The organism is Wolbachia endosymbiont of Ceratosolen solmsi (genome assembly GCF_017869155.1).
Lineage (GTDB): Bacteria > Pseudomonadota > Alphaproteobacteria > Rickettsiales > Anaplasmataceae > Wolbachia > Wolbachia pipientis.
In genome coordinates, this window is sequence record NZ_CP054598.1 from 303227 (window position 1) to 317680 (window position 14454).

The 14454-nt window shown below is 33.8% G+C and carries 14 protein-coding genes, 1 tRNA gene and 2 pseudogenes; 8 read left to right on the forward strand and 9 right to left on the reverse strand.

Annotated features, from left to right (window positions below):
* Positions 1 to 7: 7 nt before the first annotated feature.
* The 3 genes from HUB95_RS01545 to HUB95_RS01555 form a co-directional block, all read right to left on the reverse strand.
* Positions 8 to 292 carry a BolA family protein gene (locus HUB95_RS01545; RefSeq protein WP_007549117.1) on the reverse strand — a complete coding sequence of 95 codons (285 nt, stop codon included), beginning with the start codon at positions 290 to 292 and terminating at the stop codon, positions 8 to 10.
* Between the two features lie 70 nt (positions 293 to 362).
* Positions 363 to 2285: a molecular chaperone DnaK gene (dnaK, locus tag HUB95_RS01550; protein ID WP_012673300.1), complete on the reverse strand. Its 1923-nt coding sequence runs from the start codon at positions 2283 to 2285 to the stop codon at positions 363 to 365.
* An 86-nt stretch (positions 2286 to 2371) separates the two neighbouring features.
* Positions 2372 to 4144, reverse strand: coding sequence for an Rne/Rng family ribonuclease (locus HUB95_RS01555; RefSeq protein ID WP_209452471.1), 1773 nt, complete (start codon positions 4142 to 4144; stop codon positions 2372 to 2374).
* A gap of 149 nt (positions 4145 to 4293) precedes the next feature.
* Here HUB95_RS01555 and rpmG point away from each other — a divergent pair, with 149 nt between their 5' ends.
* Together rpmG and HUB95_RS01565 are read left to right on the forward strand one after the other, a co-directional pair.
* The gene (gene rpmG, locus HUB95_RS01560; RefSeq protein WP_015589280.1) at positions 4294 to 4494 is read left to right on the forward strand and encodes a 50S ribosomal protein L33; all 201 of its coding nucleotides are present in this window, start codon (positions 4294 to 4296) and stop codon (positions 4492 to 4494) included.
* A gap of 25 nt (positions 4495 to 4519) precedes the next feature.
* Complete coding sequence (locus tag HUB95_RS01565; RefSeq protein ID WP_010082632.1) at positions 4520 to 4795, forward strand: helix-turn-helix domain-containing protein; 276 nt, start codon at positions 4520 to 4522, stop codon at positions 4793 to 4795.
* A gap of 56 nt (positions 4796 to 4851) precedes the next feature.
* On the opposite strand, the gene HUB95_RS01570 is transcribed toward HUB95_RS01565, so the two are convergent.
* Entirely contained in the window at positions 4852 to 5733 is an 882-nt protein-coding gene (locus HUB95_RS01570; RefSeq protein ID WP_012673303.1) for a zinc ABC transporter substrate-binding protein, read from the reverse strand.
* Here HUB95_RS01570 and HUB95_RS01575 point away from each other — a divergent pair.
* Both HUB95_RS01575 and ubiB read left to right on the forward strand, forming a co-directional pair.
* Entirely contained in the window at positions 5725 to 6465 is a 741-nt protein-coding gene (locus tag HUB95_RS01575) for a metal ABC transporter ATP-binding protein (protein ID WP_015589282.1), read from the forward strand. The genes HUB95_RS01570 and HUB95_RS01575 overlap by 9 nt on opposite strands.
* Positions 6462 to 7892 (forward strand): 2-polyprenylphenol 6-hydroxylase, encoded by a 1431-nt coding sequence (gene ubiB, locus HUB95_RS01580; RefSeq protein WP_012673305.1) that lies wholly within the window; start codon positions 6462 to 6464, stop codon positions 7890 to 7892. The genes HUB95_RS01575 and ubiB overlap by 4 nt, the downstream gene beginning before the upstream one ends.
* Positions 7893 to 8308: 416 nt before the next feature.
* Here the strand turns inward: ubiB and HUB95_RS06460 are convergent, their stop codons facing one another.
* From HUB95_RS06460 to HUB95_RS01600, 5 genes and pseudogenes are all read right to left on the reverse strand, one after another.
* Positions 8309 to 8587 carry a transposase gene (locus HUB95_RS06460; RefSeq protein ID WP_209452523.1) on the reverse strand — a complete coding sequence of 93 codons (279 nt, stop codon included), beginning with the start codon at positions 8585 to 8587 and terminating at the stop codon, positions 8309 to 8311.
* Between the two features lie 223 nt (positions 8588 to 8810).
* Entirely contained in the window at positions 8811 to 9158 is a 348-nt protein-coding gene (locus HUB95_RS01590; protein WP_022626382.1) for an IS630 transposase-related protein, read from the reverse strand.
* A 177-nt stretch (positions 9159 to 9335) separates the two neighbouring features.
* Positions 9336 to 10595: a hypothetical protein gene (locus HUB95_RS01595; RefSeq protein WP_244662778.1), complete on the reverse strand. Its 1260-nt coding sequence runs from the start codon at positions 10593 to 10595 to the stop codon at positions 9336 to 9338.
* On the reverse strand, positions 10583 to 10726 hold the full coding sequence (locus tag HUB95_RS05990) for a hypothetical protein (RefSeq protein WP_244662779.1): 144 nt from the start codon (positions 10724 to 10726) through the stop codon (positions 10583 to 10585). Before HUB95_RS05990 ends, HUB95_RS01595 begins: the two co-directional genes overlap by 13 nt.
* Positions 10727 to 11101: 375 nt before the next feature.
* Positions 11102 to 12483: pseudogene (locus HUB95_RS01600) on the reverse strand (IS4 family transposase).
* A gap of 122 nt (positions 12484 to 12605) precedes the next feature.
* On the opposite strand from HUB95_RS01600, the gene HUB95_RS01605 reads away from it, so the two are divergent.
* From HUB95_RS01605 to HUB95_RS01625, 4 genes and pseudogenes are all read left to right on the forward strand, one after another.
* Positions 12606 to 12743 carry a hypothetical protein gene (locus HUB95_RS01605; RefSeq protein WP_209452472.1) on the forward strand — a complete coding sequence of 46 codons (138 nt, stop codon included), beginning with the start codon at positions 12606 to 12608 and terminating at the stop codon, positions 12741 to 12743.
* Positions 12728 to 13676 (forward strand): annotated as a pseudogene (locus tag HUB95_RS01615) (IS5 family transposase). Before HUB95_RS01605 ends, HUB95_RS01615 begins: the two are co-directional and overlap by 16 nt.
* Positions 13677 to 14003: 327 nt before the next feature.
* The gene (gene cutA, locus HUB95_RS01620; protein ID WP_015589221.1) at positions 14004 to 14339 is read left to right on the forward strand and encodes a divalent-cation tolerance protein CutA; all 336 of its coding nucleotides are present in this window, start codon (positions 14004 to 14006) and stop codon (positions 14337 to 14339) included.
* Positions 14330 to 14404 (forward strand) — tRNA-Gln (locus HUB95_RS01625). The genes cutA and HUB95_RS01625 overlap by 10 nt, the downstream gene beginning before the upstream one ends.
* Positions 14405 to 14454: the final 50 nt, after the last annotated feature.

Genomic DNA, 14454 nt, shown 5'->3' on the forward strand with positions numbered 1-14454 from the left:
ATTTTTATTATTTATTTTTTAAATTGTACTCGTTTTGCGTATACAAGTGAAGAGAAATTGCATGTATTAGCTCTATCTCACTCTTTAATAATTCATAGATCAATTTATGCCTTTTGAGAGTGTTCATTCCGATAAAGCTGTCAGATATCAATATTAGCTTGATATGTGAAGGTAGTGTTGAAGATGAAGCAAAATAATGATCAGCATGCTTTGCTGATTCATCGATAATGTTGATATCAATTACATCTATCGAATCGTGTATCTTTTCTTCTATCGTTTTAATAATATCCATAATGGTTTCTTTAAGCAACAATATGCTCCTCTTGTCATCCCAGTATCAGCTACTTGGATGACAATCGCAATTACTTATTCTCTTCTTTATTATCTATGTCTTGATAATCAGAATCTACTACTTTTTCCTCTTTATCATTTGGATTTCCTTCTGATGAAAAGCCATTTTCAGCACTATTTTGTTGAGATGCTTGATACATAGCTTCTCCAAGTTTCATAGATAATTGAGAAAGATTAGTAACTTTCTGCTGTATTGAATCAGCGTCATCAATGTTATCAGATTTACTAACTTCTTTTAATTCGTTAACTGCATTTTCAATAGCAGATCTATCTTCTGGTGAAACTTTATCACCATACTCTGTCAGAGACTTTTCTGTAGAATGGACTAAGCTATCCGCTTGATTCTTCACTTCAATAAACTTTTTGCGCTTTTCATCTTCTTGCGCTTTTTCTTCAGCTTCTTTTACCATGCGATTTATTTCATCATCAGATAAACCGCCTGAAGATTGAATGCGTATTTTTTGCTCTTTTCCAGTAGCTTTATCTTTTGCAGAAACGTGTGCTATTCCATTTGCATCTATATCAAATGTCACTTCAATTTGTGGCCTTCCGCGCGGAGCAGGAGGTATCCCTTCCAAACTAAACTGACCGAGTAGCTTATTATCAACTGCCAGTTTTCTTTCACCCTGATGCACCTTAATTGTAACAGCTGTTTGGTTATCTTCTGCAGTTGAAAACACCTGAGATTTTTTAGTAGGAATTGTAGTATTACGCTCAATAAGTGGAGTGAATACTCCTCCTAGAGTTTCAATACCAAGAGAAAGTGGGGTCACATCAAGTAGTAACACATCTCTTACATCACCTTGAATGATCCCCGCCTGTATTGCAGCTCCAATTGCTACAACTTCATCAGGGTTAACTCCTCTATGTGGATCTTTGCCAAAGAATTCTTTAACTTTCTCTATGACTTTTGGCATACGAGTCATGCCACCAACAAGAACCACTTCGCCAATTTGACTAGCAGATAAACCAGCATCCTCAAGAGCTTTTTTACAAGGAGCCATAGTTCTTTCGATTAAATCATTCACTAAGCTTTCAAGTTTTGCTCTCGTTAATTTCATATTTAAGTGTTTTGGACCACTTGCATCAGCTGTAATAAACGGTAGATTTATTTCCGTTTCCATTGCACTTGATAATTCAATTTTCGCTTTTTCAGCAGCTTCTTTGATTCTTTGCATAGCCATTGGATCATTTTTCAAATCAATGCCATTACTTTTCTTGAATTCATCTAGTAAATAACTCACTACTCCATTATCAAAGTCTTCACCTCCAAGATGGGTATCACCGTTTGTTGCTTTCACTTCGAAAACTCCATCACCTATTTCAAGTATTGAAACGTCAAATGTACCACCACCAAGGTCATATACTACTATTGTGTGCCCATGTTTCTTATCAAGACCATAAGCAAGTGCTGCAGCAGTCGGTTCATTTACTATTCTGAGTACATTTAATCCGGCAATTTTTCCTGCATCTTTTGTTGCTTGACGTTGAGAGTCGTTGAAGTATGCTGGCACTGTTATCACAGCATCTTTTACTTCCTCTCCAAGATAAGCTTCTGCTGCCTCTTTCATGTTTTGTAGTATAAATGCACCAATTTGACTAGGAGAATATTCTTTATTATCAGTTGTTTTAACCCATGCATCACCACTTTTTGCTGCAAATACTTTGTATGGTACACTTAGATTTTTCATCTCAGGATCACTATATTGACGGCCTATTAATCTCTTAGTAGCAAAAAAGGTATTACTTGCATTGGTGGTTGCTTGCCTTTTTGCTGGAGCACCAATCAACCTTTCTCCTGAAGAAGTCAATGCAACTATAGATGGAGTAGTTCTTGCCCCTTCTTTATTTTCTATTACCTTTGTATCCTTGCCCTGCATTATTGCAACACAAGAATTTGTTGTTCCGAGATCTATGCCTATTGCTCTTCCCATAATGAGTACCCCATTGTAAATATTATCTGATATAAGAATATATAAGTATAGGGCTCATTAATTACAAGCCCAATTTAGGTTTCTAATTAGTTATTAGAACTTAAAAGGCGCGAAAGCCACTTAGTCAGCCAAAAATTGCCTCGTAGTTTATTTGAATTATCAGCTTCTTCATTGCTGCTATCCCCAATTTGGTATCCAGAGTTCTGTAATGGCTTATAACCGTTTAAATTAACATCATCTCCTTGTTTTAAAACAAATGTATTTACATCTAAACTGTTATCAATACTAACGTTCAATGTAATATTAAACTCTTTTTCGATTGTAGAAACTGTATTGCGTTTGTTATTAAAAATGTGCGCTATAACTGCACTGTGTGCTACTAAATCAAAAGACTTATTTCGATTCTTGTTAGCAATATGTTGTAAATCCCTTAGTATTGATGAAACAATTACTTCGTTTGATTTTACTCTTCCAGTACCTTTGCAGTGTAAACACTCTGTAGTATTAATTTCTTGTATGTTTGGTTTAATTCTTTGTCTTGAAAATACCATTAAACCAAAGTCATTTATGTAGCTAAATTGAACTTTAGCTTTATCATCTTTAAACGCTTGCTTTATAGCAGACTCAACAGCTCTGCAATACTGATATTTCAACATATCAATAAAATCGACTACTATTAATCCTGATAGGCCCCTAAGATTCACCTGTCTTGATATTTCAGGTACTGCTTCCATGTTGGTTCTATAAGCTGTTTCTTCTATGCTATCTTCTCCTGTCATCTTTCCTGAATTTACGTCTATTGAAACAAACGCCTCAGTTAAAGTTATTATCAAAGACCCACCAGATGGCAATTCTACTCTATTGCTATATAACTCAGAAATTTGATCTTCGATTCCGTAGTAAGTAAAGATCGGAGCATAACCTCTATACAATCTATAGCGCAACTTACTACCTTTTAGTGCATTGTTAGCATATTGCCTAACTGCCTCAAAAGCTTCCTTTCCAGACACTATAACTTCTATACCATCGCTACAAAAATCACGAACAGATCTCATAATTACATCTGCTTCATTGTAAATTAATGATGGAACGTTTACAGAGAAGGCATTTTTTTGAATGCTCTGCCATAATGAGGATAAGTAATTGTAATCCTGCTCAATTTCTTTCTTATTTTTTCCTGAACCAACAGTTCTTACTATTAAACCTGACCTTTTTGGCAAGTTTATTGAACTCAGTATCTCCTTTAACTGCTTTCTGACATTAGCATCTTCAATTCTCCGAGACACTCCACCTTTACTCATGGAATTTGGCATGAAAACACAGTATCTACCCACTAAAGTTATGTATGTTGTAAATGAAGCTCCTTTATTGCCTCGTTCCTCTTTAGTTAGCTGAACCAATACTTTTTGATTTACTGAAATAACATCTTGTAATTTGTATTTTTTATATAAAGGTACCTCTCTTACAAAACCACTACCTGACTCGTTGACATTCTTACTAGCTGCAGAATCTGAAGAGACATTTGCTATGGTATCGTTCCCTTTTTCTGTATAATCGTCATTTGAGTAGCTCTCAAAGATAGTTTCCTTTTCTTTTTCTGGAATATTGAAGTAATCTAGAGATATCTCGGAAAAAGACAAAAAACCTTGCTTATTTTTTCCATATTCGATAAATACGGCTTGCAAAGAAGGCTCTATACGCTTTATATAAGCAACGTATACATTACCTCTTAATTGTTTTTTTTCCTTGAATTCTTGTTCAAATTCTACAACCTTATTATTAACTGACAAGGCAACTCTTACCTCATTAGAACAGGTGGAATTTTCTATCAATAATAACCTTTTACCACTATTTACCACTTATTTACCGTTTGCTTTTCATTCTGAAGTTAACTTCATGCTACTTAATGCACTGTTGATTGTCAAGAATTTTACGATCTGCATTATTCGGTTGACTTTTAGTGTTTTGCGTAATAAACTCGCATAGAATTTATTATATCATTATAAGTATGGCGAAAAAAAATGCTTCTTTGCTCGTTAAGTTAGTTAGCACTGCAATCAAGACAACAAAAACTGGTGAAGAAAAATCAACAGGTTATTTTTATGTAAAAAAGCGTAATCCAAAAAAGCTTACCAAAAAACTGGAGTTTAGGAAGTATGACCCAGTAGTCAGAAGGCATGTGTTATTTAAAGAAGAAAAACTAAAGTAATTTTTTTATAAGGGATTTTATTATTATGCAAAATTTACAATTAAGTTATCCTATAATAGTAGAGTTGGGGGATGTGAAAGATACAAAACTGAAATTAATAAAGGTCATTGCACAATTAATAAGTAAGAAGTACACAACACAGAAAAAAGCAGCAAACGCTCTAAAGATTGATCAACCTAAAGTATCTCAAATCAATAGGTCAAAAATCGAAGGGTTCTCCTTAGAATACTTGCTTAACTTATTGATTGTATTGGGCCAAGACATAAACGTAAGAATAAAGCATAATTCTAAACCTGCATAATATGTAAAGGACAAATAAATGCAGAACAATAAAACAGTAAGCTAAAAGGGAACTTATTACTCAACAAAACAAGACTTAAAATTTTGTGCAATGTTATTGATTATAGCTAGATATGCATCTTTTCCAGGCTCTATGTCTGATCCAATAGGATCAAGAACTACCATTTTTGCGTCATTAGAAAGAGCATTAGGCTTTATGCTGTCTTCCTGTGAATGAGCAAATATACATTTAACGTTTTCTTCCTTCATTATCTTTTTTAGCTTCATTAAACTCCTCATACCTATGTAAGAATCCTCTTCTATGGAAAGAATGGCACTTGGGTGATTTAAACCAAAATATTTTTCAAAATATTGATAAGCATCGTGAGTGACGATATATTTTTGATTTTTAAAATCATTCAGTTCTTTCATAATTTCTTTTACTTCTTGGTCTATTTTTTTTATAGCTTTTGTTGCATTAGAGTTGTATCGATGGGAATTTTCTTTATCTATGTTAGACAATGTTGCACTTACAGAAAGTATCATGCTCTTTGCATTTTCGGGACTCAGCCAAATGTGTAAATCTTTTTCATCTTTAATGTGAGTAATTTTTCTAGAAAATGAATGTGGCCGAGTAGGAAGTAGGTTGATTGCCTTTGACAATTGCACTAGTTCTTTATTATTTTTGGCGAAAGTTTGAACAAACGTCTCTAAGTTATCGTCAACATAAAATATAACGTCACTTGATTCTAAATTACTCGCATCAGATGGCTTTAATATATAATTATGCGCAGATGTTGCATAGCCAAGCAATTCCGGTTCTAAAATCCCTTCTGTAATAGAAGCTACAAGTGAGTGGATAGGTTTGATTGTAGCTACAACTTTTAAATTGGATGAAAAGGCGATATTATAGTATAGTGTAAATGAAAGTAATAGAAAAAAAGTCAGTAAATGTCTCATATAAACGTTGAGAAGAAGTTAAATTTTGTCAATAAATTGAATAATGTCAATAATCGTGTTCTAAAAATAGAAAATCTTGCTCTCACATATGATGGTAAAAGAATCCTTGACAATATCAATATGTTCATGGAAAGAGGAGACATAATTACAATACTTGGTCCAAATGGTGGAGGTAAAACCTCTTTAGTGAAAGCAATTGCTGGCATAAATAAAAGCTGTACCGGTAATATCGTATTTGCTGACAACATAAAAATTGGCTATATGCCGCAAAATTTTAGTATTAGTAATTTGATGCCAATAACAGTTGAATATTTCCTTTTAAATAGCTCCTTGAAAAGACTAAAGAAAAATCAATCCATTATTACAGAAACGATAGAGTTGGTTAGTATCGGTAACATTTTGAAGAATCAAGTGTTAGAAATTTCTGCAGGGCAAACACAATTATTGCTACTTGCACGTTGTTTAATTGCAGAGCCTGACTTGATCATTCTAGATGAACCAGTTAGTGCAATGGATATTAACGCGCGGGCTAAATTTTATGATATTATAAATAAAATAGCAAAAAAACGATTGGTATCGATTCTTATGACTTCTCATGATCTTAACTCTGCTCTACCATCCTCAGATTACATAATTTGTATAAATAATACTATCTATTGCCAAGGCAAGCCTGATGAGATTATGAAAAATAGAACCCTAAATGAAATATTTAGCAGTTACGCAGCGAAATGATTCAAAATATTTTGCGTCTTCTGCACATAACTACGGTGCTGACGCGTTACAATATATTACCTTATTTACTTCCACCATCAAAAAAATCAATAAATAAAATACAAGGCCACAAGCTAAAGTGTGCTCTTGAAAAATTAGGTCCGGTGTTCATTAAGTTTGGGCAGTCTATCTCATCACGTACTGATGTTTTAAATGAAGATATAACAAATAACTTGTTATTGATATGTGATAGATTGCCATCATTTTCACATAAAATAGCAGTTAAAACTATAGAAAGTGAGTTTAATTGTAAATTGAGCGACATTTTTTCAAGCTTTTCTGAAAAGCCAATTGCAGCAGCATCGATTTCTCAGGTGCATAGAGCGGTTACAACTGAGGGTAAGGAAGTTGCTGTGAAGGTTTTAAGGCCAAATATTGAGAAAACATTCTCAAGAGATATAAAAATGCTTTCTTGGCTTGCAGAAATTGCAGAAAAATTTAGCGAACAATCAAAAAGGCTGAGGCCAATTGAATTAGTTAAAACTTTTGCTGAAATTTGCCGATTAGAGTTAGATCTACGTTTTGAAGCTGCTCACTCTTCGGAACTAAAGGAAAACACAAAAAATGACAGAGGTTTTTATGTACCTGAAATAGATTGGAATAGAACTGCAAAAAAGGTTTTAACATTAGAATGGATAGAAGCAACGCCAATATACGAAGTTGAAAAACTGAATAATCATAAGCAAATAGCTATCAATCTTATAGAATCGTTTTGTAATCAGGTATACAGGGATTGTTTTTTTCATGCTGATATGCATCCTGGAAATCTAATGGTTGATAGTAATAACAATATTATTGCTCTGGATTGTGGAATCATGGGTAGAATAGATCGTGAGACATGCTATTACGTTATAGAGATACTCAAAGGCTTTTTAAATCGGGATTATGATCACGTTGCAAAAATGCACTTTAAAGCTGGTTACGTTTCATCACAGCATAGAAATTTTGTCACAGCTTGCAGGGCAATAGGTGAACCCATTATTGGGCAGCCTATACAGAAGATTTCATTTGCTAGTTTACTTGCTCAGCTATTAAAAATAACTGGTGATTTTGATATGAAAGTTCAAACACAATTGTTATTGCTGCAGAAAACTATGATTTTACTGGAAGGGACATGTAGAAAGATCTACCCAGAAATCAATATGTGGAAAGTAGTTGAAGCGTGGATAAGCAGTCAACATGAAAGTAAAATAGGGTATAGGGAAAAAATTAGAAGTTCTTATCCTGTAAAAACAATCCAAGGGATATTTAGCCTTATAGAAAAATTGAACCTAATAGCTGATAAAAAATTAGAAAACATCCAAATTAAAAATAAATCAAATGGAAAAGTCTATTTTTTATTGTGGTTTGTAATTATAATTCTAATCGTTAAACTTTTAATTTCTTAAACTATGGGAAAAAACTGCGTCAAATCCAATTTTTATTCAACTTAATTTTTAATCTGCAGGAGCCGAGTTGAGAATGTCCAATTTTCCACTTTCTTTATGTATCTGTTCAGCAGAGTGGCAAAATAAGGTAGACGAGAAAAGACAACTATAGGAACAAATGGGTGTCATGCCAGTGCGTGACACTGGCCTCCTGTTTCAATGTTAAACAAAATACCATAGAATTCAAAAAGACAATTCCTAGAAAATTTCTACATCCAAAAAAGGCATAAGTTATGTTAATGCTGTTTGAATGAGATGATATAAAGATAAGCCAAATTTTTACAAAGAAAACATTTCAAGCAGCAAGACACCTTTGATTGAAAGAGAGCACCAAATTTATGGGGTGAGTAACTGCGCTATTTCAACTATAGTATTTTCTAAAACGAATGATAAACGTCTAAAATGGTATTACCAACTAAAAGGTGTAAGTCTGTACATTGATGCATTAGAGGTCTGAGGCAACTTTTGATGGTGTGCCAACAATGCTCTATCGGATTTAGATCAGGTGAATATGTTGGAAGATAAAGCAAATGACAGCCAAAAGACTCTATTAATGACTTTGTTTTGGGAGTTTTATGGAATGTAGCATTATCCATAACTATGGTTGTATCACGCTGTAATTGTGGAAGTAATCTTCGCTCTAACCATACATAAATATATCTTTATTACACCCTCCTGTGAAGGTCATTGGTGCAATAAACTTCTCATCCACCTATTATACTCACTCTTTCCCGCTTTTTTCCTGGAACATCAGGATATATTTTTTCTCCTCTTGGAGCTCGTGCATATTCTCGGTATAGTCTATTATCAACTCCTGCTTCATCTATATATAAAATGCTACAGTGGTCTATTTTTGAGACTTTATCGATAAATTGCTGCCTATCTTCTTGATTGCGCTCTTGATAGAATGTGACTTTTTTTAAAGGTTATTTTTAGCTGTCTTAATCTATACCAAATTGCACTTATCCCAAAGCCAAGGTTTTGTTTCATTTCTGCTAGTGTGTGATCTGGGTGTTTTTTGACATATTCTTTGAGTATTTCTGGATCTATTTTTCGAATAAAACCAGTACTTTTTACCGCTTTGAGACCTTGGCCAGTAGCTTTCTTTTTTAGCCATCTATATAGTGTTGCTATCCCTATCTCAAAAACCTCTGCAACTTCAACCTTTGACTTTCCTTTTTCTACCAAAGACACTGCTTTTTCCCTTAAATCTACACTATATACCATCGCTTTCCCTACTTTAAAAAAACATATTATACCTTTATCATTCGCTTTTGAAAATACTATAGTTAGCGGAATGACGGTTTTTCAAATTGTCGGTAAATCTAAGTCAGTTTAGCTATAATTTCCTAAATTTGCTCACAATCTCTTGACTTGACACATATGTTTTTTTCCCAAATGTTACTATCTTCCTCCTTTTCCTTTCTCAATTTGTGCAACCATTTCCTTTACATTTGCATGCGTGAGAAGGGAATTTTTGCTGATATGAGATTTTGGATCAGATTTTGCTGTTACGTGTTTCGTTGCAGATCTTTTATTCTCTGTTAGAAATGAATGAGATTGTTTTTTCTTCACACCGATATCCGCTTGTGCTGCTGGAGTGGTTTTGCTTTCAGCAAGCTGTACATTAGCATTTCCTTTTGCTTGATTTTGCTCAAATTTTTCTTTTAATGCCTTTACTTTACTGCCCATCTCGCGATTAGCTCCTCCTTTCATAGTAGCTGCTGCTACTTTTGGTATCGCCTTACCAGCAGCTTTTTGTGCTGATTTCCTATTGTCTTGATTTTCAGATTCTAGTGGTACTCTTTCAGCTGATTTTTTAAGAATTACTCCTACTACTTTTGGCTCTGTGCTTACTTTTTGATTAGCACGGCTTAGATTTTTAGGCTTTGGCGGTACTGCAGGTTTATCTTTGATTACCACTTTCGATTCTTGTCTAACTTCTTGACCAGTAGTAAACATTTTTTTTGGCACTTGCGGTGGTTTTGGTGGTACGAGGGATTGAGGTTGTTGTTTCTGCTTACGTTCTCTTTTTGCTTCTATATGTTCTTTAGGAACTGTTGCATAAATTGGCTCTTCTTTGGGCGATTTTGAACTCTGCGAATTTTCTATTAAAATTTTACTCTTCTTCTCTTGATAATTTGATATCTCTTTGTATACAGACTCTTCATTTAATGAACTTCCATAGCCTGAATCTTCTCTCTGCTCATATAAAGGATTTTCCTTTTGCTTTTTCTCTTGATAATTTGATATGTCTTCATATTCAGACCCCTGATCTAATGAACTTTCATAGCCTGAATCCTCAGAAGGATTTTCCTTAGCATCAGGCATACTAAAACTATTAGCTCCTTTTAGTAAAGAAGATGTAGACTTTGCCTTGCTTTCTCCATCTGAGGATATTTCTGATTTAAAGCGTACCTTCCTCGAATCTGGAGCAGCCGGAGGTGCTGTTGTTGGTCGCTTTATTTGCCTCATGCGATTACCACCTAATTTTTCTTTCGGCTGTTCTTCTTTTCGCAGCTCAAAAGTACCTTCCTTTTGCTTTCTACCTTCCAAACTCACTTCGTGTGATCTATCTTTTCCTTGACTCTTTTCACTTTGTTCTAAATTTAAAGAATCTTTTAAAATATTATTTTTTCTGAAATCTTTTTCTAATTGTTCCAAGAGATCAATTTTTTTAAAATTCTTGTATACTTAGCTGCTGTTTCTAAAGTGAAACTTGACAACTCATCATTTACAAAATTACTTATACTACTGTTCTTGGTTGGAAAATTTTTTCCCAAAATTCTATTCATTAATGTTTTAAAAAGACCTAATGGCTGTTCTACATAATTGTTCAAGTCAGTATATATAACAAACTCAGCTATACCTTTTGCCTCACCTGTAAAACCTTCTAATGCATGAGATAAATCCCTTAACGTTTTGTTATATTGTTTCTCTGCATTTCCTAGCTTTACAGCTTTGATCAGAGAATCGAGTTTTTATAGTTCTCACTTTTAAATGGATTATTCATACTAATTACAGCTCATTATTTATTAAAATATAGATCTAAAATATTAAGATCTAGTAAATATTACTTTTGTAATTCATGTAGAACTATAGCTATAATAAGTAAGATTTCCCTACGTCATACCGCCGCGGTATCTCCAGATCCCCCTAACAACTTACTATTACCCACAAATATGAGGTTCGTGAGCAAGTCGCCATCCTTCTGCTAAATCAAAGAGACGTTTATATCCTTTCCAAAGAGTAATTGGTCCTGGTTTTGGGTCATTTTTTCTTGCTAAATGGCCTCCAAGTTCATGAAACAGCTTCTTTTATGTTGGGAACTACACTTGGACATGGTTTTCTGTGTATTTTAACGTATAAAACTTTCCATTCTTCTTCAGCTAATAAGGTAGTACATGGTAATGTTGGGTTAGCTCTTGCAATTGATGTAATAAAGAAGATCCTCCAAGCAATAATACTCATAACTGTTAGATATCTCATTAGTCTTTCTGCTATTCCAAGCCTACATTCTTCAACTTTGAGACCGAATTTAAAATTTTATGTAATATCTCTATTTTCCATCTAAGGCAATACCAACTAATTTTTTCAACAGCTTCATCGAAAGTATTAACTGAAAGATTCGTTAATAGCATCCATTCTAGCGGTTTTTTAAGGGAAGGGGAGTTTTCTCAACAACATAAACTGCATAAAGTGGTAATTTAGGTAGTTCTTCCGTCTTATGCCTAATATTATTCTTAGATGGATTCATCATAAACTTTCCAAATCTAACTTCCAAACGTGCTGTTCTTTTTGGCTTATTATCTTTTACAGGAACTTCAACTTCTACCGTACCTGCACAATGAGAGGATTTAATAAATGCCCATAACTTCTGCTCACCTTTTTCAGGATATCGAGATTTTCTATTTACTGCTCTATCTCTGCATGCTCTAACTAGCACTGCCGAATTAAGATTATGTGCAAGCTCAAAAAAGTCATATATATCTGCTTCTCTATCGCATACAGTTATAGTCTCAGTTTGAGTTGGATCAATAATATTATTTGTTTTTCTTAAAGTTTCCAACCACTTTACGCTTTCTTTATCTTCAATGCGATCGCTCTTTTTTTTAAGGTTCTCAGTTTCTTCAGGTCTTGAATAAACTTTTTGATCTAGTATCCCTAGTACCAAACCTTCTATACTAACGGCAAGAGCTGTATGCATTATAATACCTTTTGCAGTATCATAACTGGACAAATTTGCTAATCCGCTTGTTTTTTTATGGTTATTATATACAATGTAACTGGTATCTTGAATGACAAGAACCCTCTTGTGAGCTTTTGTTCTCTCAACCGTCTTATTAATATGTGTAGCTAAAATATCACTTTCTTTTACATTCTCATTTTGAAAAAAACGGTATGCTGCTTTTGCTTCTGACCAACTTCCGCATGCCTCATTAATTGAGCTTTCAGGTAAACTTATCAAACTATCAGCAATCTTTACTAATCGGTCAGTTAATCTTTTATCTCCAAATTCATTTTTAGCCCATTCACTACTTTTACTTGCCATTTTACACCCTCAATATTTGCAAACTTTAATATTGTAATATTTTACTTTTTAGTCCATTTATATTTGTGGGTAATAGTAAGGAATGACACCGTCTTGGATGGAAACCAGTGTCAGCTACTTTCATGACACCATCACAAGGTGAAACTGGATCCCAGTGGGCTTTGTTGCATCGCTCAAGTGAAAAGAACTGGCAGTTACTGACAAAATTCATTATAAATAGCCATTTAACTGTTGAAGAAAAAATATGCCACAAAAAATGAGAGTCAGTAACTGCCATGAATATAACAAATTTCTCCAAGAAAGAGGAAGCATTTTTTGTTATATCAATGACGCCATAGAAAATTGGTACGAGAATTGTCCAAAAATGCAGGGCGGCAACTATATTTATAGTGATAAAGTTGTGATTTTGGTGCATATAATCGTCAGTTTCTTTAGAATTGGTTTAAGACAAACAGTCGGGTTTATAAAAGGGTATTTGCAACAAATAGGAAGAGATTTGGAAGTTATCAGCTATTCACAAGCATCAAGAAGGTTTAAGAAACTTAATATTAAGATAAATGATTGCAGAAAATAATATGGAAGATATCGAAATTGCTATAGACAGTACAGGAATTAGTATATACAACAACACTCCTGGTCACAGCAAGGAAAATAGCACTGACAGAAAATATCGTGGCTATGAGCAAACGAGAAAATTGCACGTAATGTTGAATATAAACAACAAAAAAGCCATAGCTGTAAAATACAGTAACGGTGTCTACTCTGATCACTATGGAGCTTGTGATTTGCTAAAAGAAGTTGATTTTCAGCATGCCATAAAAGCACTATATGCAGATAGAGCATGTGATAGGCACAAGTTTTATAAGTTGTGTAACGAATATGATATAAAGACAAAAATTCCACCAATAAACAATGCGGCAGAACATCCAGAAATAGATTATATGTCTGACAGGAATGCTGCTATTAGGTTAATAAAATTATACGGTGAAGATGGCATGAAAGAATGGAAAAAAGAAGTAAATTATGGGAAAAGATCTTATATTGAAGGGTTTTTCTCAAGATTAAAGCAAATATTCGGATTTAGTTTTAGGAATAAATCTGAGATAAATCGAGAAAAAGAACTGCTAATCAAATGCTATTTGCTTAATAAATTCACTGATATTGGTATGGCTAAATTTGAGATAGTTACATGAATTTACCATAAATCACCATCTCATAAAGTGTGATGCAACAAAGCCCACTTGGATCCAGGAAAGTTTGCTTGTTTACAAGCAAACTAGCATAGAAAATGGTTACAACGTTTTCGATGAGATTATATGGAAAACTGGATTCCAGTGTCAAGCACTGGAATGACATCACAGGGGCACTGGGATGACACCTTTACGTTTGAGGCAAACTAGCTATAACACTTAACATACTACCTTTGCAAACAAATGTTCATACAGTACGCGCTGGCGTTATTTTCTCTTGATGAATAAACCTCGGTAGAGTATAGTAGCAGTGCGTTTATATAGATTCTAATGAGTAGTTTAGTTTTGATTTATACAACTTTTTCAAATTTTGAAGAAGCTAAAACTATTTCTGAAGAATTGTTAAACGAGAAATTAATTGTATGTGTAAATATATTTCCCGAAGTGAATTCTCTGTATTTATGGGAAGGTAAAATTAGTAATAGTTGTGAAGTAGTAGCAATTATGAAAAGCAAAAATGATCAAGTTGATAAAATTGTAGAAAAAATTGAAGCAATGCATTCTTATGATCAGCCAGCTATTGCTGTGATGCCCATAGAAAAAGCAAATAAATCTTTTACTAATTGGGCTAATAGTGTTATTGATGTAAGTAGTATTGGGGTGTAGCCAAGTGGTAAGGCAGCGGTTTTTGATACCGCCACGCGAAGGTTCGAATCCTTCCACCCCAGCCATGTTGAAGTGGGTGTGAAATGATATCACTTTTCTATAAATTAAGATTATT

What these genes read in the sequence shown, in the direction of transcription:
- HUB95_RS01545 (WP_007549117.1), bottom strand. Translation starts at nt 292, where the DNA reads ATGGATATTATTAAAACGATAGAAGAAAAGATACACGATTCGATAGAT.
- dnaK (WP_012673300.1), bottom strand. Translation starts at nt 2,285, where the DNA reads ATGGGAAGAGCAATAGGCATAGATCTCGGAACAACAAATTCTTGTGTT.
- rpmG (WP_015589280.1), top strand. Translation starts at nt 4,294, where the DNA reads ATGGCGAAAAAAAATGCTTCTTTGCTCGTTAAGTTAGTTAGCACTGCA.
- HUB95_RS01565 (WP_010082632.1), top strand. Translation starts at nt 4,520, where the DNA reads ATGCAAAATTTACAATTAAGTTATCCTATAATAGTAGAGTTGGGGGAT.
- HUB95_RS01575 (WP_015589282.1), top strand. Translation starts at nt 5,725, where the DNA reads ATGTCTCATATAAACGTTGAGAAGAAGTTAAATTTTGTCAATAAATTG.
- HUB95_RS01570 (WP_012673303.1), bottom strand. Translation starts at nt 5,733, where the DNA reads ATGAGACATTTACTGACTTTTTTTCTATTACTTTCATTTACACTATAC.
- ubiB (WP_012673305.1), top strand. Translation starts at nt 6,462, where the DNA reads ATGATTCAAAATATTTTGCGTCTTCTGCACATAACTACGGTGCTGACG.
- HUB95_RS01590 (WP_022626382.1), bottom strand. Translation starts at nt 9,158, where the DNA reads ATGGTATATAGTGTAGATTTAAGGGAAAAAGCAGTGTCTTTGGTAGAA.
- HUB95_RS05990 (WP_244662779.1), bottom strand. Translation starts at nt 10,726, where the DNA reads ATGAATAGAATTTTGGGAAAAAATTTTCCAACCAAGAACAGTAGTATA.
- HUB95_RS01605 (WP_209452472.1), top strand. Translation starts at nt 12,606, where the DNA reads ATGACACCATCACAAGGTGAAACTGGATCCCAGTGGGCTTTGTTGCAT.
- cutA (WP_015589221.1), top strand. Translation starts at nt 14,004, where the DNA reads ATGAGTAGTTTAGTTTTGATTTATACAACTTTTTCAAATTTTGAAGAA.